The organism is Bradyrhizobium sp. WYCCWR 12699 (genome assembly GCF_032144035.1).
GTDB lineage: Bacteria > Pseudomonadota > Alphaproteobacteria > Rhizobiales > Xanthobacteraceae > Bradyrhizobium.
Window position 1 is genome coordinate 276,491 of record NZ_JAVTJN010000001.1, and the last position, 21,453, is coordinate 297,943.

The 21,453-nt window shown below is 64.7% G+C and carries 20 protein-coding genes and 1 pseudogene; 12 read left to right on the plus strand and 9 right to left on the minus strand.

The window, feature by feature from the left end:
• Positions 1-78 precede the first annotated feature (78 nt).
• Together RPS27_RS01365 and RPS27_RS01370 are read right to left on the minus strand one after the other, a co-directional pair.
• Positions 79-255: a hypothetical protein gene (locus tag RPS27_RS01365; RefSeq protein WP_194404124.1), complete on the minus strand. Its 177-nt coding sequence runs from the start codon at positions 253-255 to the stop codon at positions 79-81.
• The gene (locus tag RPS27_RS01370) at positions 252-470 is read right to left on the minus strand and encodes a hypothetical protein (protein ID WP_212067269.1); all 219 of its coding nucleotides are present in this window, start codon (positions 468-470) and stop codon (positions 252-254) included. The genes RPS27_RS01365 and RPS27_RS01370 overlap by 4 nt, the downstream gene beginning before the upstream one ends.
• Before the next feature lie 207 nt (positions 471-677).
• Here RPS27_RS01370 and RPS27_RS01375 point away from each other — a divergent pair, with 207 nt between their 5' ends.
• Both RPS27_RS01375 and RPS27_RS01380 read left to right on the plus strand, forming a co-directional pair.
• Positions 678-1,475, plus strand: a complete 798-nt coding sequence (locus tag RPS27_RS01375) for a fumarylacetoacetate hydrolase family protein (RefSeq protein WP_194404123.1) — start codon at positions 678-680, stop codon at positions 1,473-1,475.
• Between the two features lie 238 nt (positions 1,476-1,713).
• On the plus strand, positions 1,714-2,100 hold the full coding sequence (locus tag RPS27_RS01380; protein WP_212067268.1) for a hypothetical protein: 387 nt from the start codon (positions 1,714-1,716) through the stop codon (positions 2,098-2,100).
• A gap of 10 nt (positions 2,101-2,110) precedes the next feature.
• Here RPS27_RS01380 and RPS27_RS01385 read toward each other — a convergent pair whose 3' ends face one another.
• The 4 genes and pseudogenes from RPS27_RS01385 to RPS27_RS01400 all read right to left on the minus strand — a co-directional run bounded on the left by RPS27_RS01385 (position 2,111) and on the right by RPS27_RS01400 (position 5,474).
• A complete protein-coding gene (locus RPS27_RS01385; RefSeq protein WP_211416134.1) occupies positions 2,111-2,851 on the minus strand; it encodes an IclR family transcriptional regulator in 741 nt (246 codons plus the stop codon).
• Positions 2,852-2,916: 65 nt separating this feature from the next.
• Positions 2,917-3,768: an HpcH/HpaI aldolase/citrate lyase family protein gene (locus RPS27_RS01390; protein ID WP_212067267.1), complete on the minus strand. Its 852-nt coding sequence runs from the start codon at positions 3,766-3,768 to the stop codon at positions 2,917-2,919.
• A pseudogene (locus tag RPS27_RS01395) lies at positions 3,768-4,235 on the minus strand (MaoC family dehydratase); the annotation flags it as partial. The pseudogene RPS27_RS01395 and the gene RPS27_RS01390, both read right to left, overlap by 1 nt.
• A 36-nt stretch (positions 4,236-4,271) precedes the next feature.
• Complete coding sequence (locus tag RPS27_RS01400) at positions 4,272-5,474, minus strand: CoA transferase (protein WP_313753849.1); 1,203 nt, start codon at positions 5,472-5,474, stop codon at positions 4,272-4,274.
• 223 nt (positions 5,475-5,697) lie between these two features.
• Here RPS27_RS01400 and dctP point away from each other — a divergent pair, with 223 nt between their 5' ends.
• The 6 genes from dctP to RPS27_RS01430 are packed head-to-tail and all read left to right on the plus strand — an operon-like array spanning position 5,698 to position 12,652.
• Positions 5,698-6,726 carry a TRAP transporter substrate-binding protein DctP gene (gene dctP, locus RPS27_RS01405; RefSeq protein ID WP_212067265.1) on the plus strand — a complete coding sequence of 343 codons (1,029 nt, stop codon included), beginning with the start codon at positions 5,698-5,700 and terminating at the stop codon, positions 6,724-6,726.
• Between the two features lie 34 nt (positions 6,727-6,760).
• The gene (locus RPS27_RS01410; protein WP_212067264.1) at positions 6,761-7,315 is read left to right on the plus strand and encodes a TRAP transporter small permease subunit; all 555 of its coding nucleotides are present in this window, start codon (positions 6,761-6,763) and stop codon (positions 7,313-7,315) included.
• 11 nt (positions 7,316-7,326) lie between these two features.
• Entirely contained in the window at positions 7,327-8,616 is a 1,290-nt protein-coding gene (locus RPS27_RS01415) for a TRAP transporter large permease (RefSeq protein WP_211416140.1), read from the plus strand.
• Between the two features lie 39 nt (positions 8,617-8,655).
• The gene (locus RPS27_RS01420) at positions 8,656-9,822 is read left to right on the plus strand and encodes an acyl-CoA dehydrogenase family protein (protein WP_080134126.1); all 1,167 of its coding nucleotides are present in this window, start codon (positions 8,656-8,658) and stop codon (positions 9,820-9,822) included.
• Between the two features lie 24 nt (positions 9,823-9,846).
• On the plus strand, positions 9,847-11,394 hold the full coding sequence (locus tag RPS27_RS01425; protein ID WP_212067263.1) for an AMP-binding protein: 1,548 nt from the start codon (positions 9,847-9,849) through the stop codon (positions 11,392-11,394).
• 1 nt (position 11,395) lies between these two features.
• Positions 11,396-12,652, plus strand: coding sequence for an acetyl-CoA hydrolase/transferase family protein (locus tag RPS27_RS01430; RefSeq protein WP_212067262.1), 1,257 nt, complete (start codon positions 11,396-11,398; stop codon positions 12,650-12,652).
• A 1-nt stretch (position 12,653) separates the two neighbouring features.
• Here the strand turns inward: RPS27_RS01430 and RPS27_RS01435 are convergent, their stop codons facing one another.
• Genes RPS27_RS01435 through RPS27_RS01445 form a run of 3 tightly spaced genes read right to left on the minus strand, consistent with a single transcriptional unit; the run spans position 12,654 to position 16,997 of the window.
• Positions 12,654-13,190 (minus strand): hypothetical protein, encoded by a 537-nt coding sequence (locus RPS27_RS01435; protein WP_313753850.1) that lies wholly within the window; start codon positions 13,188-13,190, stop codon positions 12,654-12,656.
• Between the two features lie 12 nt (positions 13,191-13,202).
• Positions 13,203-14,522, minus strand: coding sequence for a hypothetical protein (locus RPS27_RS01440; RefSeq protein ID WP_212067261.1), 1,320 nt, complete (start codon positions 14,520-14,522; stop codon positions 13,203-13,205).
• Positions 14,523-14,582: 60 nt separating this feature from the next.
• Positions 14,583-16,997, minus strand: a complete 2,415-nt coding sequence (locus tag RPS27_RS01445) for a hypothetical protein (protein WP_313753851.1) — start codon at positions 16,995-16,997, stop codon at positions 14,583-14,585.
• A gap of 512 nt (positions 16,998-17,509) precedes the next feature.
• Between RPS27_RS01445 and RPS27_RS01450 the strand changes: the two genes are divergently transcribed.
• The 4 genes from RPS27_RS01450 (at position 17,510) to fliS (ending at position 21,371) form a co-directional block, all read left to right on the plus strand.
• Positions 17,510-18,208, plus strand: a complete 699-nt coding sequence (locus RPS27_RS01450; RefSeq protein WP_212067259.1) for an RNA polymerase sigma factor — start codon at positions 17,510-17,512, stop codon at positions 18,206-18,208.
• 144 nt (positions 18,209-18,352) lie between these two features.
• Positions 18,353-19,177, plus strand: a complete 825-nt coding sequence (locus RPS27_RS01455) for a flagellin (RefSeq protein WP_194404108.1) — start codon at positions 18,353-18,355, stop codon at positions 19,175-19,177.
• A gap of 61 nt (positions 19,178-19,238) precedes the next feature.
• Positions 19,239-20,921 carry a flagellar filament capping protein FliD gene (gene fliD / locus RPS27_RS01460; protein WP_212067258.1) on the plus strand — a complete coding sequence of 561 codons (1,683 nt, stop codon included), beginning with the start codon at positions 19,239-19,241 and terminating at the stop codon, positions 20,919-20,921.
• A 21-nt stretch (positions 20,922-20,942) separates the two neighbouring features.
• The gene (gene fliS / locus RPS27_RS01465) at positions 20,943-21,371 is read left to right on the plus strand and encodes a flagellar export chaperone FliS (RefSeq protein ID WP_212067257.1); all 429 of its coding nucleotides are present in this window, start codon (positions 20,943-20,945) and stop codon (positions 21,369-21,371) included.
• Positions 21,372-21,453: the final 82 nt, after the last annotated feature.

The window sequence follows — 21,453 nt, forward strand, 5'->3', positions numbered from 1 at the left end:
GTGCGCTCCCTCCCGCTCGCCAGGGAGGGTTGGGGAGGGGGCCTCCGCCTCCCCCGCAAGCGGCAGAGGCGGAGCAAGTTAGGCGGCGCGGTAATCCGGCTCGTCCTGCAGGTCGCGGATCAGCCGACGTTCGCGCTCGATGCGCTGCTGATAAAGCTCGCGCTCATGCTCGGTCTTGGCGCTCGCGAGCAGAAGCTCGTAATGGCCGATCACCTTTTCGCTGCCCCGAATGAGCAGCGCCCGCTGACTGTTCATTGCGCCACCCCCATCACCTCGGCCGGCACCCCGGGTGCGCGGAAGCCAACAGGGAAGGTCGCCGCGGTCAGCGCATCGAGCGCCGACTTCTCTTCCGCGAGGCGCCGCTCTATGAAATTGCGCTCCAGCCGCGACAGCCTTGTTTTCAGCAGCCGCCGATAGCGGTGAATATTGTTGCGGTGCGCGCGTATAAGGGCCAAATTCTCATCGAGCATCGTCGTCTCTCCAGACGGTCGCTTTGGATCCTTTGATTTTCGAGGGTGAGAAAGTACTTTCTCGACGAAAAAATATTCAGCGCGAAGCAGCTGTCAAGATGTTTGAAGCCCGCACCGCGGCGTTCCTGTTGCTGGTACGCTGAAGATCGACTATCAGCCGGAGCGGCGCGCCTGACGCGGCCCAACGACAAGGAAGGGAGCCCCGAGATGAAACGGACCTCACCGACGCGACGCGATCTGCTTGCAACCGCCGCCGTCGCGACCGCGGCAACCATGGCCGACGTCGTTCCGGCCGCAGCGCAGGCAGGGCCCAAGCCGATCTTTCCGGTACCGATGGTGACCATCCCGATCGTCGGCGAGAAAGAGGTGTTCCAGGTCCGGCGCATCTACTGCATCGGGCGCAATTATGCGGCACACGCGATCGAGCGCGGCTCGGATCCGAACCGCGAGCCACCGTTCTTCTTCCAGAAGCCGACCGACGCGATCCAGAACGTCGCGGTCGGCGAGGTCGCCGATCATCCCTATCCGTCGTTGACCAAGAACTATCATCATGAGGTCGAGCTGGTCGCCGCGCTGAAATCCGGCGGCACCAATATCCCGGTCGATAAGGCGCTCGACCACGTCTATGGCTACGCGCTCGGCCTCGACATGACCCGGCGCGACCTTCAGAACGGCATGGCCGCGGAGAAGAAGCCCTGGGAGATCGGCAAGAGCTTTGACCACGCCGCGGTGCTCGGCCCGATTCACCCCGCCAGCAAGACCGGCCATTTCGAGAAGGGCGCGATCTCGCTGGCGGTCAACGGCACGGTCAAGCAGAACTCGGATCTCAGCAAGATGATCTGGAGCGTGGCCGAGCAGATCGCAAAGCTGTCGGAAGCGTTCGAGTTGAAAGCCGGCGACATCATCTATTCCGGCACGCCGGAAAATGTCGGTCCCGTTGTGAAGGGCGACGTGCTGCTGTGCAAGCTCGAAGGCTTGCCGGATATGTCGATCAAGATCGTGTAGCTGCTTTCGCCCTCCCTGTGCGGCCGGACGATCGCGTTTGAGCGATTTGCGGCAACCTGGCCTCCACATCGTCATGGCCGGGCTCGTCCCGGCCATCCACGCCGTGCGCACTGGCGGAAGGAGTGCCACCGTCGCCCGACGCCCGGTTCCACCCGGCAATTGCCATTTGTTGGCCGGCAAGCGAACCTCGTGCGGCCATATTTGAGCAGGAGTGGTTTCCCGTGAGGGAGACGCTCAGATGACCAAAGCTCTGATCACTGCTGTCGCATTGCTGGCCTTTGTGCCCGTGAGCGCGGTTGCGCAGGAGCGCGCGGGGGACGCGGCGCTCGGCGCGGTGTCGGGCGCGGTCGTGCTGGGACCGGTCGGTGCGGTCGCGGGCGCCTTGATCGGCTACACCGCGGGACCTTCGATCGCGCGATCGTGGGGCGTGAGAGGTTCGCGCTCGGCAGGACATCGGCCGCCGCCGCGTCGCGCGGCCGCGGCCAGGAACCAACCGCGCATGCGCCAAGCCATGGAAGCCAATGGCCAGATGAGAGCTGCCGCCAATCCGGCCCCGCCGCCGGTTCAAGCCGCGCCAGCCGTACCGGCGCAGAGTTCGACGCCGCCCGTTCAAGGTTTCGACTGAGACCGCAGCTTCAAGCCGGCGCCTTCGGCCGCAGCCGATCGACCGTGCGCGCGATCAGCGCGGCGACCTCGCCGACCCTGGGGCCAATGCGGAATTCCGGGCCGGCGACGACGACCGAGAGACGGCGGTCGCCGACCGGCAACGGGATCGCAGCACCGGCGAGATCGCGGCTGTAATCGCCAAAGCTCTGGCAGTAACCGCGCGCGATCGAGTTTCGCAGCTCGGTCTCGACCGCCTCGATGCTGATCGGCGTCGACGGGCCGTATTGCTTGAACTCGATCTTGCGATAGACGGAGTCGCGCTCTTCCTGCGAATATTGCAGCAGCAACGAGCGGCCGCTGGCCGTTGCATGGATAGGCACGCGATGGCCGATGGTCGCGAAATAACGGATCGCGGCCTGGGATTCGACGACGTCGATGAACACGGCCATCACGCCGGCCGGCGCCACAATCGAGGCGGTCTCGCCGGTCTCGGCGGAGAGATCGGCGATCAGCTGATGCGTCCATTGCGGCAGCGGCTCGACCTCCGAGATCATCCGCGCCATCGCCAGCCAGCGCGGCGTCGGATAGAAGCCGGCGCGCGGCCGCGGCTCGTAGAGATAGCCCTTCTCCGACAGCGTCGTGAGCAGGTTGAAGGTCGACGAGCGCGGCCAGCCGAAATGATCGGCGATCTCCGCAAGCGTCGCCGGCTTCCTCGCCTGCGCGAAGAATTCCATGATCTCCAGGACGTTTGCGGCTTGGCGAACGATCATGGCGGGCTTTGCGTCCTGATCTAGAGCGTTTTCAAGCTCAGTTCCGATTCCATCGGAGCTGGGCTCTAGGGCTGGCCGAGGATCTTCTTCGCGGCGCGAAGATGCGGCTTGTCGATCATCTGGCCGTCGAGCCGCAGCGTGCCGGAATTCGGATTGCTCGCGAACGCCGCGATCACCTTCTCCGCCCAGGTCCTTTCGGCCTCGGTGGGCGCGAACGCCGCGTTGACGACATCGACATGCTTGGGATGGATCAGCGCCTTGGCGGAAAAACCGTCGCGCCGCGCGGCGCGCGTTTCGGCTTCCAGGCCGGCGAGGTTGTCGATGTCGGTATAGACCGTGTCGATCGGCGCGACCTCGGCCGCAGCGGCTGCCATCAGGCAGAGATCGCGCGCCAGACGATAGGGGCTGTGGAACACGCCACCGGAGGCTTTCTCGGTGGCGCCGAGCGAAGCCGAGAGGTCTTCCGCGCCCCACATCAGGCCGGCGAGGCGGGGGGAGCAGCCCTTGTAGCTGCCGAGGCCGAAGATCGAGCTGGCCGTCTCGGTCGCGACGCAGATGATACGCGTCGTGCCGGCCGCGATGCCGGATGCCGCTTCCAGCGCTTCGAGCCAGGTTGCGACCCGCCGCACATCGTCGCCGCCTTGCGATTTCGGCAGCACGATGCCGTCGGGCTTGCCGGGCAGCACCGCGGCGAGATCGGCCAGCGTCATGCCGGTGTCGAGCGCGTTGACGCGGACATAGAGCTGGTGCGGGCCGGGGCGGCTCTTCAGCATGGAAAGCGTCAGGGTGCGCGCCTCCGGCTTCTTCTCGGCGACGACGGAATCCTCGAGGTCGATGATCAGCGCGTCGGCCTTGCCCTCGCTCGCCTTCTCGAATTTGCGCGGGGAATCGCCCGGCACGAACAGCATCGAACGCATCAGACCGGCCTCTTGTGCATCATCGCCATGCGGCGGCATTTTCCGACGATCTCGTCGTTCTGGTTCAAGGCATGGTGCTCGAACTCGACGATGCCCGCTCTCGGGCGCGATTTGGATTCCCTCAACGAAAGCACCTTCGTCGTCGCCCGCAAGGTGTCGCCATGGAAGACCGGTTTTGGAAACGTGACGTCGGTCATGCCGAGATTGGCAACGGTGGTGCCCATGGTCGTATCATAGACCGTCATGCCGATCATGATGCCGAGGGTGTAAAGGCTGTTGAAAATGCGCTGCCCAAACTCGGTCTTTTCGGCGAAATGCGCGTCGATATGCAGCGGCTGCGGGTTGAGCGTCAGTAGGCTGAACATGGTGTTGTCCATCTCCGTGACGGTCCGGGTCAGCGGATGCCTGAACTCCTGGCCTACGGAAAAGTCTTCGAAATAAAGTCCGGCCATCGCGGTTTCCTCCCTGTGTCTCGATTTTTGCCGGCGCCCCCCCCCCGCTTCTTACGGCGGCGGCGCCAGGTGAACTGCCTTCTGCTCTGCGAGTTGGTCGATCTCTTCAGTCGAGAAGCCGGCTTCATGCAGGATGTCGCGGCCGTGCTGGCCGAGCGTCGGCGCGGGGCCGGCTGGCTCCGGCTGGGTTGCGCTCCAGGTGGAGGGCACGCGCATCTGGCGGATGCGCCCCTCAACGGGGTGGTCCACCGTCTTGAAAAAGTCGACCGCATTGAGATGTGGATCGTCCAGGATGCTCTCCAGCGTGTGCATCGGCATCACCGGAATGTCGGCGCGCTCCAGCAGCTCTCGCCACTCCGCGGTGGTGCGCGTGGTGAAGATCTGGCCGATCTCCTCATAGATCTCGTCGATATGCTTCGTGCGCGCGGCGTGGTTGGCAAAGCGCGGCTGATCGAGGAAATGCGGCTGCCCGATCGCCTCGAAGAAGCTGCGCCAGTGCTTGTCGTTGTAGATGAGGACGCAGAGATAGCCGTCGCTGGTCTTGTAGGGCCGGCGGTAGCGCGACAGCAGGCGGGGATAGCCGCCATGGTCGAGCGGCGGGTCATAGGTGAGGCCACCGAGATGATCGACCAGCACGAACTCCGCCATCGATTCGAACATCGGCACGTCGATGCGCTGGCCCACACCCGTGCGCTGCTGGTGCATTAGCCCGCCCATGATCGCATTGACCATCATCAGCCCGACGATGCGGTCGGCGATGGTGACGGGGACGTAGCGCGGCGTACCGTCGCCGGCGGCTGCCAGCAGTGTCGGGATGGTCGCCGCGCCCTGGATCAGATCGTCATAAGCGGGCTTTGCAGCGTAGGGACCGGACTGGCCGTAGCCGAACGCACCGACATAGACGAGCGCGGGGTTGACCGCGCGGAGGCTCTCGTAGTCGAGGCCGAGCCGCGCCATGGCTTGCGGGCGCACATTGTAGACCAGCGCATTGGCGCGCTTCGCCAGTCTTAGCAGCGCGTCGCGGCCTTCCTTCTTCTTGAGATCGAGCACGATGCTGCGCTTGCCGCGATTGGCATTGAGGAACATCCCGCCCATGCCGGGCGTGCGGCCGGGACCGATCTGGCGGACGATGTCGCCCTCGGGGCTTTCGACCTTGACGATGTCGGCCCCCATGTCGGCCAGCACCTGTGTGCCGTAAGGGCCCATCAACACCGAGGTCAGGTCGAGAATGGTGAAGCCGGCGAGCGGTCCCATGAGGCCTCGCGTGAGAGTTCATATACGTGGAGTTAGTGTTCAGAAAACGGGCATGTCAATTCGTGGGCTTCGCCAACAGCCGCATAGGCCCATGCTTAGTTCATATACTTGACATATAAATTCACATATATGTACAAACTTCTCAAGCAAGAAGTGAGGCCGAAGCGACCGGCAGCAAAATGGCTGCCGCCGTCGGCGTGAGGGCGCGTCAGGGAGAAAGCGAATGAAGAGGAATTGGGTCTGGGCGGCCGCCGCGTTGGCATTTTCACTGCCGGTCTCGACATTGCCGGCGCAGGCGCTGGAGCTGAAGGTCGCCGACAGCTTCCCCGCCGACCACTATCTCGTTCGTTTGATGCTCAAGCCCTGGATGGACGATGTCGCCAAGCGCACCAACGGCGCGGTGACGTTCACGCATTATCCGAACCAGCAGATGGGCAAGGCCACCGACATGCTGCGGCTGACGCAGTCCGGCGTGGTCGACATCGGCTACATCGGGCCGTCCTACGTCTCCGACAAGATGCCGCTGTCCGAGGTCGCGCAATTGCCGGGCGCCTTCCAGACCAGTTGCCAGGGCACGCTGGCCTATTGGAAAACGGCGCGGGAAGGCATCCTCGCCAAGCAGGAATATGCGCCCAACAAGATCAAGCTGCTGATGGCTGTGGTGCTGCCGCCCTATCAGGTGTGGACCGCCAAGGCGAAGGTCGAGACCATCAAGGACATGCAGGGGCTGAAGCTGCGCACCACCGGCGGTGCGCAGGATCTGACGGTCCGTACGCTCGGCGCGGTGCCGGTGCGCATGGCCGCGCCCGATGCCTATGAATCGCTGTCGCGCGGCACGATGGACGGGCTGCTGTTCCCGATGGACAGCGTCGTCGCCTATGGCCTCGACAAGCTCGTCAAATACGCGACCGACGGCGTCAGCTTCGGCAGCTTCATCGTTGCCTACTCGATCAATCAATCGGTCTGGGACAAGCTGCCCGACGATGTGAAGAAGGCGATGGACGCCGCGTCGGAAGCAATCACGCCGAACGCCTGCGCCGACGTCGACAAGGAGCAGGACGCGACACGGCAGAAGATGAAGGACGGGGGGATCGGCTTCACCGCGCTCCCGGATGCCACGCGCGCGGAGATGAAAGAGAAGCTCAAGGGCGTCGCGCAGGAATGGGCAGCCGGGCTCGACAGCCGCGGCAAGCAGGCTTCCGCCGCGCTGAAGGAGTTCGAAGGTTTGCTCGCGGCGAGTGGCGCGAAGTAGCGCCGCCTACAGGATCGAGCGGAAAGGGAGAGCGATGATCAAGCGGGCGACGGACGTGCTCGGCGTATTGGAGCGCGCGCTGACGGTGATCGCCGCGGTCGCTCTGTTTGCGATCATGGCCTTGGTGGTGGCCGACGTGTTCATGCGCTACGTCATGAATAGCCCGTTCTCCTTCACCTACGACCTGATCGGGCTCTACCTTCTGGCCGCCGTGTTCTTCCTGACGTTGTCCGATACCTTGCGCGTGCATGCGCATGTCGGCGTGGACATCCTGCTCTCGCGCTTTCCCACCGGGGGCCGGAGGCTGTCGGAGATCGTCACCGCACTCACCGGCCTGTTCGTCTTCGCTCTGATCTGCAAGGTCGGGTTCGAGCGCGCGCTGGAGAATTACGAGCAGCACGACGTGCTGGCCGGCGCCATTGCCTGGCCGACCTGGATTTCGGCCGCGCTGGTGCCGTTCGGCTGCGGCGTGCTGGTGCTGCGGCTGGCGCTGCAGCTCGTCGGCAATGTCCTCAGCCTCGTCTCGGGTCGTGATCTGTTTCCCCTGCCGCCTGTCAACGAGACCGGCGAAGCCCATTCCTTCGAATAACGGCGGCCGCGATGACAGTCATCCTCGTGCTTGGATTGCTTTTTGTCCTGCTGGCGATCGGCACGCCGGTCGGTTTCGCCATGGGATTCGCCGGCTCGGTCGGTCTGCTGATGGTCGGCGGCACCGGCACGCTGTTCGGCATTCTGCAGACGGCGCCGCTCTCGACGGTGTCGTCCTATGAATTGATCACCATCCCGATGTTCCTGCTGATGGCGGACCTCGTGCTGCTGTCCGGCGTGGCCGACGACATGTTCAAGACCGCCTCCGCGTGGGTTGGCCGGATCCCCGGCGGGCTCGGCATGGCGACCGCTCTAGCCGGGGCCGGCTTTGGGGCGATCTGCGGCACCTCGACGGCATCGGCCGCGACGCTGTCGTCGACCAGTCTTCCGGCGATGATCCGCCAGGGCTATGAGCCGAAGATGGCGGCCGGCGTCGTCGCGATCTCGGGCACGCTGGCGATGTTGATCCCGCCCAGCGTGGCGCTGGTGATCTTCGGCCTGCTCGCGGAGGTCAATATCGGGCAGCTCCTGATCGGCGGCATCATTCCGGCGGCGCTCGTCACCGCCACCATCATGGCGACGATCTACTTCCTGGTCTGGCAGGATCCGTCGCGGGCGCCGCGCATCGAGCCCGTGTCCTGGCGCGAGCGTTTTTCGCTGCTGTGGCAGGTCGGGCCGATGGCGCTGCTGTTCTCCCTCGTCACCGGAACCATCTATCTCGGCGTGGCGACGCCGACGGAAGCCTCCGCACTTGGTGCTGCGGGTGCGCTGCTGCTGGCCATCGCCAAGGGGAGGGTGACGCCGGGATCGCTGTACAAGGCGCTGCTCAGCGCCTGCCACGGCACCTGCATGATCGTGACGATCCTCGTGGGTGCCTCGATCTTCGGCTATTTCTTCACGCTCACCCATGTGACGCAGGATCTCGTCGCCTGGATCGGTTCGTTGCAGACCTCGCGCTGGGTGATCATCACGCTGATCCTGTTCGGCTACATCGTGCTCGGCTCGTTCATGGACCAGATCGCGATCCTGGTGCTGACCGTGCCGATCGTGCTGCCGCTGATCAAGACGCTCGGCTTCGATCCGATCTGGTTCGGCGTCATCAAGATCGTCACCGCCGAGGTCGGCATGATCACGCCGCCCGTGGGCCTCAACTGCTTCATCGTCGCCCGCTACGCCAAGCGGCCGGTGGCGGAAGTGTTCCACGGCACCTTCCCGCATTTCATCGCGCATCTGATCGCGATCGCGATTTTGGTGGCGTTTCCGTCTATCATCCTCTGGCTGCCCTCGCAGATGGGGCGCTAGGAACGGAGCTCGCGGCTCCCAAGAAGGAGATCGAAGAACATGGATTTCGCGCTCACCGATCAGCAGGAAGCCATTCGCGATGCCATCGCAAAAATCTGCGAAGGCTTTCCGGATGCCTATTGGCTGAAGAAGGACCACGACGGCGGCTTCCCGCACGATTTCCACAAGGCGCTGGCGGACGCCGGCTGGCTGGGTATCTGCGTGCCCGAGGAGTATGGCGGCTCGGGGCTCGGCATCACCGAAGCTGCGATCATGATGCGCACCATCGCGGAATCCGGGGCCGGCATGTCCGGCGCCTCCGCGGTGCACATCAACGTGTTCGGTCTCAATCCCGTCGTCGTGTTCGGCACCGAGGAGCAGCGCAAGCGCATGCTGCCGCCGATGGTCGAGGGCCGCGAGAAGGCGTGCTTTGCCGTCACCGAGCCCAACACAGGCCTCAACACCACGCAGCTCAAGACGCGGGCGGTCGCCAAGAACGACCGTTACATCGTCAACGGCCAGAAGGTGTGGATATCGACCGCGCAGGTCGCGCACAAGATCCTGCTGCTGGCGCGCACCACGCCGCTGGAGGAGGTGCGCTCGCCGACCCACGGCCTCAGCCTGTTTTACACCGATTTCGACCGCAATAGGATCAAGGTCCACGAGATCGAGAAGATGGGCCGCAAGATCGTCGATTCCAACGAGCTGTTCTTCGAGGATTTTGAAATTCCGATGGAGGATCGGATCGGCGAAGAAGGCAAGGGTTTTCAGTACATCCTTGAAGGCATGAACCCCGAGCGCATCCTGATCGCGGCGGAAGCGGTCGGCCTCGGCAAGCTGGCGCTGTCGCGCGCGACCGAATACGCCAAGACGCGGGTCGTGTTCAACCGTCCGATCGGCAAGAACCAGGGCATCCAGCATCCGCTTGCCGTGAATTGGGTCGAGCTGGAGGCGGCCTGGCTGATGGTGATGCAGGCGGCCTGGCAATACGACAAGGGCCTGCCCTGCGGCGCCGGCGCCAACGCTGCGAAGTATTTCGCCGGTGAAGCCGGCTACCACGCTTGCGAGCAGGCCGTAATGACCCATGGCGGTTTCGGCTATGCCAAGGAGTTCCACGTCGAGCGTTATCTGCGCGAAGTGCTGATCCCGCGCATCGCGCCGGTCAGCCCGCAGCTCGCGCTGAGCTTCATTGCGGAAAAGGTGCTGGGGCTCGCCAAGTCGTACTAGACTGAGCCTTCAGGGGGGATCGCCGTGAACCTCGCTCATCATCTGCTGCGTGCCGCCAAAGCGGACGCCTCCGCGCCGGCCCTGCTCAAGGGTCTGACGCCGGTCGCCGATTACGGCCGGCTCGCCGCGACGGTGGCATCGCTCGCGGGCGCGCTGCGGCAACGCCTCGGCCTCGCCAAGGGCGATCGCGTGGCGCTGCTGATGAAGAACGTGCCGGACTATGTCGCCTGCCTCTACGCTTGCTGGCATGCGGGCCTGGTCGCCGTTCCCATCAACGCAAAACTGCATCCGCGCGAGGTTGCGTTCATTCTCGACAATTCCGGCGCGGCACTCGTGTTCGTGACCGAGGACATGGCGAGCATTGCATCGGAGGCGCTGGCGCTCGCGACGGTCAAGCCGCTCATCGTCGAGATCGGCTCGGGCGAGCACCGCGCGCTGGAAAAGGCCGATGGCATCGCCATCGCCGATGTCGCCATCACCGATCCCGCCTGGATATTCTACACCAGCGGCACCACCGGCCGCCCCAAGGGCGCCGTGCTCAGCCATCGCAATCTGTTGGCGATGTCGCTGAACTACCTCGCCGAGATCAATCCGATCGTCCCGGGCGAGGCGCTGCTGCACGCCGCGCCGATGTCGCATGGCTCAGGTCTTTATATGGTGCCGCATGTGCTCGGCATGGGCGCGCAGATCATTCCGGAGAGCGGCCGCTTCGAGCCGGACGAAATTCTGGACCTCGCGGCGAAGCGCGAGAACATCTCCTTCTTTGCCGCGCCGACCATGGTGCGGCGCCTGACGGTCGCGGCGGAAGCGGCGGGTGCAAGGGGATTGAAGACCATCATCTATGGCGGCGGCCCCATGTATGTCGCCGATTGCAAGGCGGCGCTCGGCGTGTTCGGCCCGAAGCTAGCGCAGATCTATGGCCAGGGCGAGACGCCGATGACCATCACCCACTTGCCGAAGCGCATGCATGCGGCCGCCGGTCACCCGCGCTATGAGGAGCGCCTCGCCTCGGTCGGCATTGCCCAAGGCGTCGTGCACGTGCGCACCGTGGACGAGACCGGACGCGATGTTGCCGCGGGCGCGATCGGCGAGATCATCGTGCGCGGCGATACCGTGATGTCCGGCTACTGGCAGAATCCGGAGGCGACCGCGAATACGCTGCGCGACGGCTGGCTCTACACCGGCGACATGGGTGCCTTCGATGCCGACGGCTTCCTCACGCTGAAGGACCGCTCCAAGGATGTCATCATCTCCGGCGGCACCAACATCTATCCGCGCGAGGTCGAGGAAGTGCTGCTGCGGCACGAGGCCGTCGCCGAAGTCTCCGTGATCGGCCGGCCGCATCCGGAATGGGGCGAGGAGGTCGTGGCGGTCGTCGTGCCCGTCGCGGGCAAGGCAGTCACGCGAGACGAGCTCGATCAGGTCTGCAATGCGTGGATCGCACGCTTCAAGCGGCCGAAGCATTATTACTTCACCGCTGAGCTTCCCAAGAACAGCTACGGCAAGATCGTGAAGACCGAGCTGCGCACGCTGCTGGCTGAGTCCTCCAAGCGCCTCACGCCGATGAGCTGAGATGGCGATCCCCGAACCTTCGGCGCCGATCGATCTCTCCGGCCTGATCCGCGAGGGCGATCTCGTCGTCTGCGGGCAGGCGACGGCGGAGCCCGTCACCCTGACGCAGGCGCTGATGCAGCAGGCCGCGCGACTTCCGGCCTTCCGCATGATGGTTGGGCCGATCTTTTCCGACACGTTCCCCGTGGCTTGTGCCCCCAACGTGGCGTTCCAGAGCTACGGCGTGATCGGCAATGCGCGGCGGCTCGCCAGGGCGGGGCGGCTCGATGTGATCCCGAGCAACTACAGCGCCTTCTGCGCCGACTTCGCCGCGCGACGCCACAGGGCTGATGTCGTTCTGGTGCAGCTTGCTGAAGCCGGTGACGGCCGCTTGAGCGCCAGCCTGTCGAACGACTATGTCATCGACGCCGCGCGCGGCGCGCGTCTCGTCATCGCCGAGATCAACCCGGATGCGCCATTCACGTTTGGAGCGGAATGGCCCGCCGAGGTGCCGATCCATCTGCGCGTGACCGCGCGCCGGCCTCCCGTTGAACTGGTCTCACCGCCGCTCGATGACGTCTCGCGTCGGATTGCCGCCCATGCCGCAAGCGTGATCGCCGACGGCAGCACGCTGCAGTTCGGTGTCGGCCGAATTCCGGACGCGATCCTGTCCTCGCTATCCCATGTGCGCAATCTCGGCATCCATTCCGGCCTGATCAACGATGCCGTCGTCGATCTGATCGAACGCGGCGCGGTGACGAATGCAGAGAAGGGGATCGATGCCGGAACTACGGTCACCAATCAGGTGATCGGTACGCGGCGGCTCTACCGCTTCGTGCACGAGAACGAGGCGGTATCGGTGCGACCGACGTCCTACACGCACGGCCAGGACGTGCTGGCGCGGATCAATCGCCTGGTCGCGATCAACTCGGCGCTGCAGGTCGGGCTCGACGGCAGCGTCAACTCCGAGACGCTGAATGGCGTTGCGATCGGCGCGATCGGCGGCCAGCTCGACTTCGTGCGCGGCGCCAACGCGTCGCCCGGCGGACGAGCGATCATCGCGCTGCCCGCCACGGCGCCCGACGGGACCAGCCGGATCGTCGCCGATGTCGAGACGGTGACGACGCCGCGCGCGGATGTCGACGCCATCGTCACCGAATGGGGCATCACGGAATTGCGCGGCTCCGGCCTTGCCGAGCGGGCACGCCGCATGATCGCGATCGCCGCGCCCGAGCACCGCGACGCTCTGTCGGGGCAGCTTCGCGCCTCCGTGCGCTAGCTCAGTTCATCATCGCGAGCGTCGGACGCTGGCTGCCGCCGGATCCGATGATCCCGGGGAGGTCCGTCGCCTCGCCGGCGATCATGTGCGACATGCCCCAGAACAGATGGGCGAGGCGGGAGAACACCAGCCGCTCGCGCTCGGCAGGAGCGGTGCCATCTGGGATCGTGACCGTTTCCAGGCCGACCACCTTCTTGAAATTCGGCCAGATCGTCATCGACTGCGCGATCACGGAGTAGCAGTGCGGATCGTCCTCGCTCTCGTCGGGCGCCGGCGGCAGGCCCGGATATTGTGTCGGCGTGGCGTAGAATTTGTAGGCACCATAGCCGAGCCTGAGCAGGAATTTTTCCTGCATCGCGACGTCGGCGGCAAACGACACCAGCCGTGCCTCACTCAGCACGTCAGGGTCGATGGCACTGAGGTCCGATGCGCGCAGCGCCGAGCAGAAGACGAGGTCGCGATTATGCTCGCGGAGCAGATTGGCCAGCGGCTGCTGCTGTTGCACGGTGTCGGTGAGCAGGATGATCGTCTTGAGCATCGTGATGGTCCCTTAGGGGAAAAGCTGGCGTGCGGTCATGACCGCGTCGTCGGACGCGTGGCTTGCGAAAAAGTCGTTGGCGATGCGCTGTCCCGGCGCGATCTCCAGGATGCGGTGACGTGCGAGGCTTGCGGCTTCCCGCGCGGCACCGACGTCGTCCTGCCAGGCGCAGAGCGACAGCTCGAGCCGGCCGTATCCGCCGCAATCGGCGGCGTAGGCGCCTGTCACGGCCTCGACGGTCGTGGCGACCGCACCCGCGTCGCTGGCCGAGACGTCGCGCAGGATCACGGCGATGCCGCCTCTGGTCTCGGCCTTCGAGGTCATCACCATGAAGGCGTCGCGGGCGCCGGTGCGGCCGGCGCGGCGGGCGGTGCGCACGATGCTCGCGAAGCCGGGATCGGGACCGAGCTCCAGCGTCGTCGTCTGCTGGTCATGCAGGATCGTCGCGCGCGAGGCGCCGAGATCGCCCTTCAGCGCGTGATAGGAGCGCGGCAGCCACACGGTATCGAGCGGCACCTGCGACGACGTCAGACTCCAGGCCTGGTCCAGCAGATAGCCCTCCCAGATCGCGGGATAGGCGGCGGCGAGCTGCTGCCAAGCGCGAAGCAGCCGTTCCGCATGCGCGGAGCGACCGAGATAGAGCGTGCGCGCCGACATCTCCCAGCGATTCCACTTGTGCAAGGCGACGTCGCAGCCGAGGAAGGAGGGCAGCAGCGGCGCCTCGCGCAAGGTCGCAGCGGCATCGACGAACAGCAGTGGTTCGCGATATTTGTTCCACATCCGCATCATGAACTCCGCCTTCTCGAAGCAGAGCAGGCGGTCGTCGAGTTGGGTGTCGATCGGCTCGATATGACAATCGAGCTGCAGGCGTTCGAGCAAATGACGGAGGCGGAGGGACGCGGCCGCGTCGACACCGCGCGGATGGCAGGAGACGATTCGCGGCCGGGGCGTGGAGGCGTCGGCGGCGGCGAGGAATCTCGACCAGCCGATGCCGCCCCACCACATCTCGTGCGGGCCGTCGGCGCCGCAGGGGCCGACGGTGCCGAATTCGGTCAGCTTGGACTTGAGGAAGTCGAAGCCGGGATTCTCGCTTCTGGGAATGACGACCGCGCAGGCGGGACTGAGCGAACGGTAGAACAGCTCGGCCGCCGCGCCGCTCAGTGGCTCCCTCAGAATAGCGACGCCGTTGTGCCGCCCGTCCGCGACGCCATCGAGCGCCGGCGCACCGTATTGGCCGATCAGCCAGCCCAGGCGGTCGAGCTGGGTCCGGCCGAGCTTGATGCCGCCGGATTGCAGTACCTGCCCAAGATTCGCCTGCGTCGCGTTCCGCAATTTCCGTGCCCCCTCGTAAGCCCCAGGACTTCAACGGCCGGGGCGGCGCGATCAGGCGCACTATTTGGGGGCGGCTCCGAGCGGGGTGATCGCGACGGAATAGATCGCGATCTCCTGTGTCATCGGGGCGACCGGGATCAGCAGGCAACCATCTTCGGTCTCGGCGCGATAATGGCCGCCATTCCACTGCACGCCGCCGTAGATCAACCGTTCGGTCGCGATCGCGACAACATCCTGGCTCACGGCGGCGTCACGAACGTCGCCGCCCTGCTGCAGGGTCACGCCGTGAAGCAGGCCTTCGGGCGCGAATTTCGCCAGCGGCAGTGCGATCGTGGAGATCGACATGCGACGCGACAGGGGAATGCGCAGACGCAGCTCGCCGAGCCCGGTGCGATGGACGGTCGCCGCCTCCAGCGCTGCACCGCCGTCGGCGCGGAACAGTCCGACCTGAACCAGGCCGGAGGCCCGTTCCTCAAAGACGTCGGCAGGCAGGCGGTTGGCGCCGAACAGCACGTACAGATAATTGTAGGATGGTGACAGGCCGGCGAAACTGCCGGCAAGCCACATGGGCGGCGCGGCCGCCGTGCAGGCTGCCGAGAGGCCGCGGGCGGTGATCTGGTTGCGCACGAACGGCGCGTCGAGCAGCGGCGCGAGCGCGTCGGTCCCGAGATTGACGTCGTGCTTCAACGGGCCGAGCAGCGCCAATTCGTCATTATCAGGCAGCAGCAGGAGCCGTGCCAGTGTCGCCGCGCACCAGCGCGCCGCGACATCGGGGGTGGCATAGGGATCGAGATCGTAATCGCGCGCGACACCGTCCGCGCTGCCAGCGAAAGCCAGCGCGCCGGCCTGGATCTCCGTGGCAAGCGCCAACTGCTCCGGGGGACGCGGATTGATCTCGCGCAGCACCGCGCCGCGATCGTAGTCGCGCACCGAACCGTCCGCGGAGCAGCAAATCTGCTCCAGCAGCGCTACGTTGCGGATCAGCATGCGCTTGACGTGAGGCGTGACGACGAGGTCGGAGATGAAGCCCGCCGCGCTGTCCTGTTCGGCAAGGTCGTCGAAGGCGTCGTCGAGCGACATCAGATATGCGCCGTGCAGGCGGATCTCGATGCCTTCGAGGTCGAAGATGCGGCGCAGCGCCTTCTGCACGCTGCCGGAATAGCCGAGATCGGCCAGTACGAGATCGGTGCAGTCGTCGAAGCCGGGGATGGTCCGGCGCAGATAGGCGAGCAGCCGGACGCGCAAGCCCGTGGCGAGCGCGACGATCTCGGCGGGATCGATCAGTCCGGGAAGCGCCTCGGCGAGCTCTTCGCCGGAGGCAATCCCGTCCGGAAAGCCGCCAAAGAAAGCGGCAACTTTCGCCGGCATGATCTTCACCATGTCGCGGAAGGTCGGCGCGTCGATCTTGAGCACCTTGCCGAGCAGATCGACGAGCGGCTGCATCGTGTCGGCTGAGGCGATCAGGCTGACGCGACGGTTGATCTCGATATAGGCCGATGGGGCGCCATGCAGCTCCTGCCGGATCCGGTGCGACAGAAAACCGTCGCGGCCGAGAAACCCGAGCACGACCTTGCGGCCTGGACCCGCCATCTCCTCGCAGCGCCGCGTCACGAAGACGTCGAACGCGGTCATGACAGGGCCGAGCACGGTCAGCCCGAGCTGGAAGGCCTGGGACCTCCCGGCGCTGCGCGCGGCGACCATGCGCCGCAGCGTCCGCGCGCCGTGATCTAGCCGCGCCGGCGCGCCGCCGCACAGCAGCTCGAACAGTGCCGTCTCGCGCTGAAAGTTCGAGGCGAGCTGCGCTGATGCCTGCGGATAATAGCGGGGGTGAATGCCGTGACGCTTCGCCCCCTTGATGTCCGCCTTCTCGTTGTCGCCGACGTGAAAGGAGGCGCCGGCATCGATGCCCTGCTCGGAGAGGTAGGTGGCGAACAAGCCGTCGCTCTTGCCGCTGCCGTGGTCGCAGGACGCATAGAGGAAGTCCCAGGCGAGGCCGGGATGGCAAGCCCGCAGCAGCCGCGCCAGCCGGCCGGAATCCCAATAGGTGTCCGAGATGAATCCGACGCGGTGGCCGGCGCGTTTCATGTCCAGATATTGCCCGAGCATGTCCTGGTTGACGCGGCAAAGCTCGACCTCGGCGCCGAACTCGGCCTCGACCAGATCGTTCAGGCTGGCTTGCGAAAGGCCGAACAGCTTGAATGGAAAACAGGAATAGATCTGCTCGATGCGCACTTCGCCCGCGCCGCATTTCTCCTTCGCGATTCGACGCGCGCGCGATTCGGCCTGGATGCGATGCTGAACGAAACTCGCGGAAACATTCGGACAAGATCGTGAAATGCCGGATAGCTCGTAAGTCCTTTCAAACACGCCATCCGGCGTCGTGCATGCACGCAGCAGAAACGTATCGAAAACATCGAACGACCAAGCAGAAACAATTTGCGCGCGACGCTCGGCGCCGACTGTTGCGATCTTCATGCTGCAATTCCCCGCCCATCAGGACGCTGAACGTGCGTCCGCGTCGAGTCAGGCGCCGCAAATGCAAAAAAGTTCTCGTGCGATTCAAAATCGCGTTCGTCGCGACTGACAGATTCAAAAAAATCGGTAGGTTCGAAAAAGGTGATTCGGAAAAAATTGCCGAGTGCGGATGCTGTCTCGCGTTCATTCACACTCGGAAACAATCGCTTCTTGATGCGCCACGCGCGCGTTGCACGCGATCACCTAGTGCCGCGTAATGTCTGCGTTTTCTTACTGCTACATCTGTTCAGGATGGATGATCTGTCATGGCGCGAGACGATGTGATGATTGCAGGATTGAAGCGCGAGAGCATCGCGCTATCGGCAATTATTGCCCGACGCCCGGCAAAAGATGCCAGGTAACATCTTGAAAAATAACAAAAATTCTTCGCCTGGATTGTTTTGGTCCTGCGTTCAACGCCTGGAAGCCGTGTGGCATGTGCGCCCCCGGCATTGTGGGTTGGAGGTTGCGGGATGAGTTACGCTGCTGATGTCATGACGCCCGCCGAGTCCGCGATTGCGACGACGGTGCCAGCCGAAGCGATGGTGCCGATGATGGCCTCGGTGCCGCTCGCGCCGGACAGCGCACCTGTCGCCGACGATGTCGTCTATGATGAAGACAGCGAACTGCTCGACAAACTCGCGACCGGCGACGAGGCCGCCTTCCGCATGCTGGTCGAGCGTCACATCGATCGCGCCTACGCAATCGCGCTACGCATCGTCGGCAACGCGGCGGACGCCGAGGACGTGGTGCAGGACACCATGCTCAAGGTCTGGAGCCACCGGGGACGGTGGCAGCATGGCCGCGCCAAGTTCTCGACCTGGCTCTACCGTGTCATCTCCAATCGCTGCATCGATCTGCGCCGCAAGCCGCGCAACGAGAACGTCGAGACCGTGCCTGAGGTCGCCGACGGCCAGCCCGGCGCGGTCGAGATCATCGCTCGTAACGAGCTGAACGACATGCTGGAACTGGCGATGCAGCGCATGCCCGAGCAGCAGCGCATCGCTGTGATCTTCTCGTATCATGAGAACATGAGCAACGGCGAGATCGCCCAGGTGATGGACACGACGGTGGCTGCCGTCGAGTCGCTTCTCAAGCGCGGACGCCAGCAGCTTCGCCAGCTCCTGCGCAAGCACGAGCGCGACATCCGCACCGCGTTTACCGACTGCTAACCATAAAAATCGCCTCGCGAAAACTTTCGCGCCTGATCTCCTTGCGCTCCGTCGTTTGAGCGAACGGACGGGGCTGCGGTCCGCGTCGTCGTAAGCCGATTTCAACGATGCGGCACGCCATGCCCATCAGCACAGGAGCTCTCAATGCCCGCAATCAACACCAATACCGCCGCCAACGCCGCGGTTCGTTACCTCAACATCAATTCGTCGCAAGAGACCTCTTCGCTCTCGAAGCTTTCGAGCGGCTCCCGCATCACGTCGGCATCCGACGACGCCGCCGGTCTTGCGATCTCGACCCGCATCTCCTCGGATGTCACCACGCTGCAGCAGGCCGCGACCAACGCCTCGCAGGCCAACGCGATCCTGCAGACCGCCGACGGCGGCGCCTCGAACATCTCCGACATCCTCGCCCGCATGAAGTCGCTGGCCTCCGAATCCGCGTCGGGCACCACGACCGACTCCAGCCGCGCCTACATCAACTCGGAATTCACGCAGTTGACGAGCGAAATCGATTCGATCGCGTCCGGCACCCGCTACTCCAGCCAGAGCCTGCTCGACGGCTCCAGCGTGTTCGCTTCCGGCGTCTCGGTGCTGGTCGGCTCGTCGGGCTCGGATACCATCACCATCACGCTCACGAGCCTGACGGCCTCTTCGCTCGGCGTGTCCTCGCTCGACGTCAGCACGCTGTCGAACGCGACCTCGGCGCTGACCGCACTGGACACGGCGATCGACACGGTCTCCGCTGCCCGCGCCAGCATCGGCGCCCAGGAATCCCGCTTCAATTTCAGCGCGGACTCGATCTCGACCCAAACCCAGAACCTGCAATCGGCGAATTCGGCGATCAAGGACGTCGACATCGCGGCCGAGCAGTCCAAGCTCTCCTCCGCGGAAGTGAAGACCCAGGCCGCCGTGTCGGCACTCGCCGCGGCGAACCAGATGCCCCAGTACCTGCTCAAGCTGCTGGGCTGATGACGAGACGAGCGGGCCGGCGTGATGCCGGCCCGCTTCCTGCCAGGGACAGATACGCACAGTGGCTTCCGTCAGTTCGACCAGCAGCAGCACAAGTTCGGGTGTCTCCGTCACCACGAGCGGGACCACCAATTCGAGCAGCATCGACTGGTCGGCGCTGATCCAGGCTGCCGTCGACGCGAAGACCGCGCAGGCGGACACGATATCGACCACGATCACGAACAACGAGGCCAAGATCTCGGCCTATCAGACGCTGCAGAGCGATCTGAAGACGCTGTACTCGGGATTGGCCTCGCTTTCGACCGCGGTGGTCAACTCGTTGTCCACCAGCGCGTTTGCCACGCGCGCCGCCAGCATCAGCTCGACCGGGGATGTCAGCGCTTCCTCGGCGCTCTCCATGACGATCAAGAGCGGGGCGGCGACCGGCGACCACACGCTGACGATCAGCCAGCTCGCCACAGCCCACAAGGTGTCCGGCACGGCGCAATCGAGCCAGACCGACGAGCTCGGCTATTCCGGCACGTTTTCGATCGGCCTGGAGGGCGGTGCCACGTCCGACATCTCCGTCACCAGCACGATGTCGCTTCAGGACATCGTTGATGCCATCAACGCCCAGACCTCGACGACCAATGTCCAGGCCTCGATCGTGCAGGTGTCCAGCACCTCGTACCAGATGGTGCTGACCGGCACGGAGGATGCGGCTGATATCAGCTATTCCAGCACGTCCGGCGACGACATCATGAACGAGCTGGGCGTCACGGACAGCTCGGGGAGCTTCACCAACGTCATCCAGGAGGCGCAGTCGGCCGAATTCACGCTCGACGGCATCTCGATGACCCGCGACACCAACGACATCTCCGACGTCCTGAGCGGGGTCACTTTCAACCTGCTCCAGGCGACGCCGGACGGAACGTCGCTGAACATCAGCATCGAGACCGACACCAGCCAGATCCAGTCGGCGCTGGAGACGTTCGTCACCAACTACAACGCCTTTCGCGACGAGGTCATCGCCCAGCAGGCGACGGCCACCGACGGCACGGCGGATTCGAGCGCGGTCCTGTTCGGCGACGGAACGATGCGCAACATCATGGATGCGCTCCAGAATGCGTTGAACAGCACGATCGGCGGCATGACCATGGCCGATCTCGGTCTGTCGTTCAACGAGAGCAACGAGCTGGAGCTCGACACCTCGACACTGTCGGACATCCTGAGCGCTGATCTGAGCGGCGTGACCAAGCTGTTGTCGGCGCAGACCACGACGTCGTCCAGCCAGCTCAGCGTCGTCAATACCGGGACGTCGCCGCAATCCTTCACGCTGGATGTGGCAGTCGATTCCGACGGCAACCTCACCTCGGCGTCGGTCGGCGGCGATTCGACGCTGTTCACGGTCAGCGGCACCACGATCATCGGTGCCGCCGGCTCGATCTATGCAGGCATGGCCTTCACCTACAGCGGGTCGACCTCCCAATCGATCACGGTGACGTCGACCTCGGGCATTGCGACGCAGCTCTATCAGATCGCCAAGAACTACGCGTCCTCGACCGGCGTGCTGCAGACGCTGATCACCAATCTGACCACGCGCGATGACGATCTTCAGCAAAAGGTCGACGACATCAACAGTGCGGCCGCAACGCTGCAGTCGCAGCTCCAGACCCAATACGCAAAGTACCAGGCGGCGATCGAGAGCGCCAACAGCACGCTGACTTATCTCAAGGCATTGCTGAACAGCTCCTCGAGCGATTGATCGTGTGAGACAGAGTGATCGATGATGCATAACCAGATGGCGTACATGGCCAACCAGGCCTATCGGGGCGCGGCAATGAGCGTGCCGCCGCTCAAGGCGATTTCGATGCTGCTGGGGGGAGCCATCACCTTTCTCCAGAAATCGCTGGCCGCACAGGAAGCGCGCCGCTTCGAGGAGGGGCACGAGCACCTGATGAGGGCGACCGCAATCCTGCGCGGACTGAGCCACAATCTCGACTTCGCCAAGGGCGGCGCGGTGGCGGAACAGGTGTTCCAGACCTATAACGCGATGATCCTGGCAAGCCTCAAGGCGTTCGGCCGTCCGCACGCGCGCGCGAGTTTCGCACGCATCATCGCGGGGCTCTCCGAGCTTCGGGAGGCCTGGGAATTCGTCGATGCCGCCTCGCGCAGCGGAGGCGGCGCGCCGGCCGACATGGCCCGCAGTGGCTGAACGGCTCCGGCCGAACCCGGTGCGTTTCGGCGATCATCCGGGCCGCCATTTGCGCCGTCGTCCGTAGTGCTGCGGGCGCTTT

Excerpts from the sequence above, each read along its gene's own strand:
- RPS27_RS01385 (WP_211416134.1), bottom strand. The coding sequence starts at position 2,851 with ATGATCGTTCGCCAAGCCGCAAACGTCCTGGAGATCATGGAATTCTTC.
- RPS27_RS01435 (WP_313753850.1), bottom strand. The coding sequence starts at position 13,190 with ATGCTCAAGACGATCATCCTGCTCACCGACACCGTGCAACAGCAGCAG.
- RPS27_RS01365 (WP_194404124.1), bottom strand. The coding sequence starts at position 255 with ATGAACAGTCAGCGGGCGCTGCTCATTCGGGGCAGCGAAAAGGTGATC.
- RPS27_RS01380 (WP_212067268.1), top strand. The coding sequence starts at position 1,714 with ATGACCAAAGCTCTGATCACTGCTGTCGCATTGCTGGCCTTTGTGCCC.
- RPS27_RS01370 (WP_212067269.1), bottom strand. The coding sequence starts at position 470 with ATGCTCGATGAGAATTTGGCCCTTATACGCGCGCACCGCAACAATATT.
- RPS27_RS01390 (WP_212067267.1), bottom strand. The coding sequence starts at position 3,768 with ATGCGTTCGATGCTGTTCGTGCCGGGCGATTCCCCGCGCAAATTCGAG.
- fliS (WP_212067257.1), top strand. The coding sequence starts at position 20,943 with ATGATGCATAACCAGATGGCGTACATGGCCAACCAGGCCTATCGGGGC.
- RPS27_RS01430 (WP_212067262.1), top strand. The coding sequence starts at position 11,396 with ATGGCGATCCCCGAACCTTCGGCGCCGATCGATCTCTCCGGCCTGATC.
- RPS27_RS01450 (WP_212067259.1), top strand. The coding sequence starts at position 17,510 with ATGAGTTACGCTGCTGATGTCATGACGCCCGCCGAGTCCGCGATTGCG.
- RPS27_RS01445 (WP_313753851.1), bottom strand. The coding sequence starts at position 16,997 with ATGAAGATCGCAACAGTCGGCGCCGAGCGTCGCGCGCAAATTGTTTCT.
- RPS27_RS01375 (WP_194404123.1), top strand. The coding sequence starts at position 678 with ATGAAACGGACCTCACCGACGCGACGCGATCTGCTTGCAACCGCCGCC.
- dctP (WP_212067265.1), top strand. The coding sequence starts at position 5,698 with ATGAAGAGGAATTGGGTCTGGGCGGCCGCCGCGTTGGCATTTTCACTG.
- RPS27_RS01410 (WP_212067264.1), top strand. The coding sequence starts at position 6,761 with ATGATCAAGCGGGCGACGGACGTGCTCGGCGTATTGGAGCGCGCGCTG.
- RPS27_RS01455 (WP_194404108.1), top strand. The coding sequence starts at position 18,353 with ATGCCCGCAATCAACACCAATACCGCCGCCAACGCCGCGGTTCGTTAC.
- RPS27_RS01400 (WP_313753849.1), bottom strand. The coding sequence starts at position 5,474 with ATGGGACCGCTCGCCGGCTTCACCATTCTCGACCTGACCTCGGTGTTG.
- RPS27_RS01420 (WP_080134126.1), top strand. The coding sequence starts at position 8,656 with ATGGATTTCGCGCTCACCGATCAGCAGGAAGCCATTCGCGATGCCATC.
- RPS27_RS01415 (WP_211416140.1), top strand. The coding sequence starts at position 7,327 with ATGACAGTCATCCTCGTGCTTGGATTGCTTTTTGTCCTGCTGGCGATC.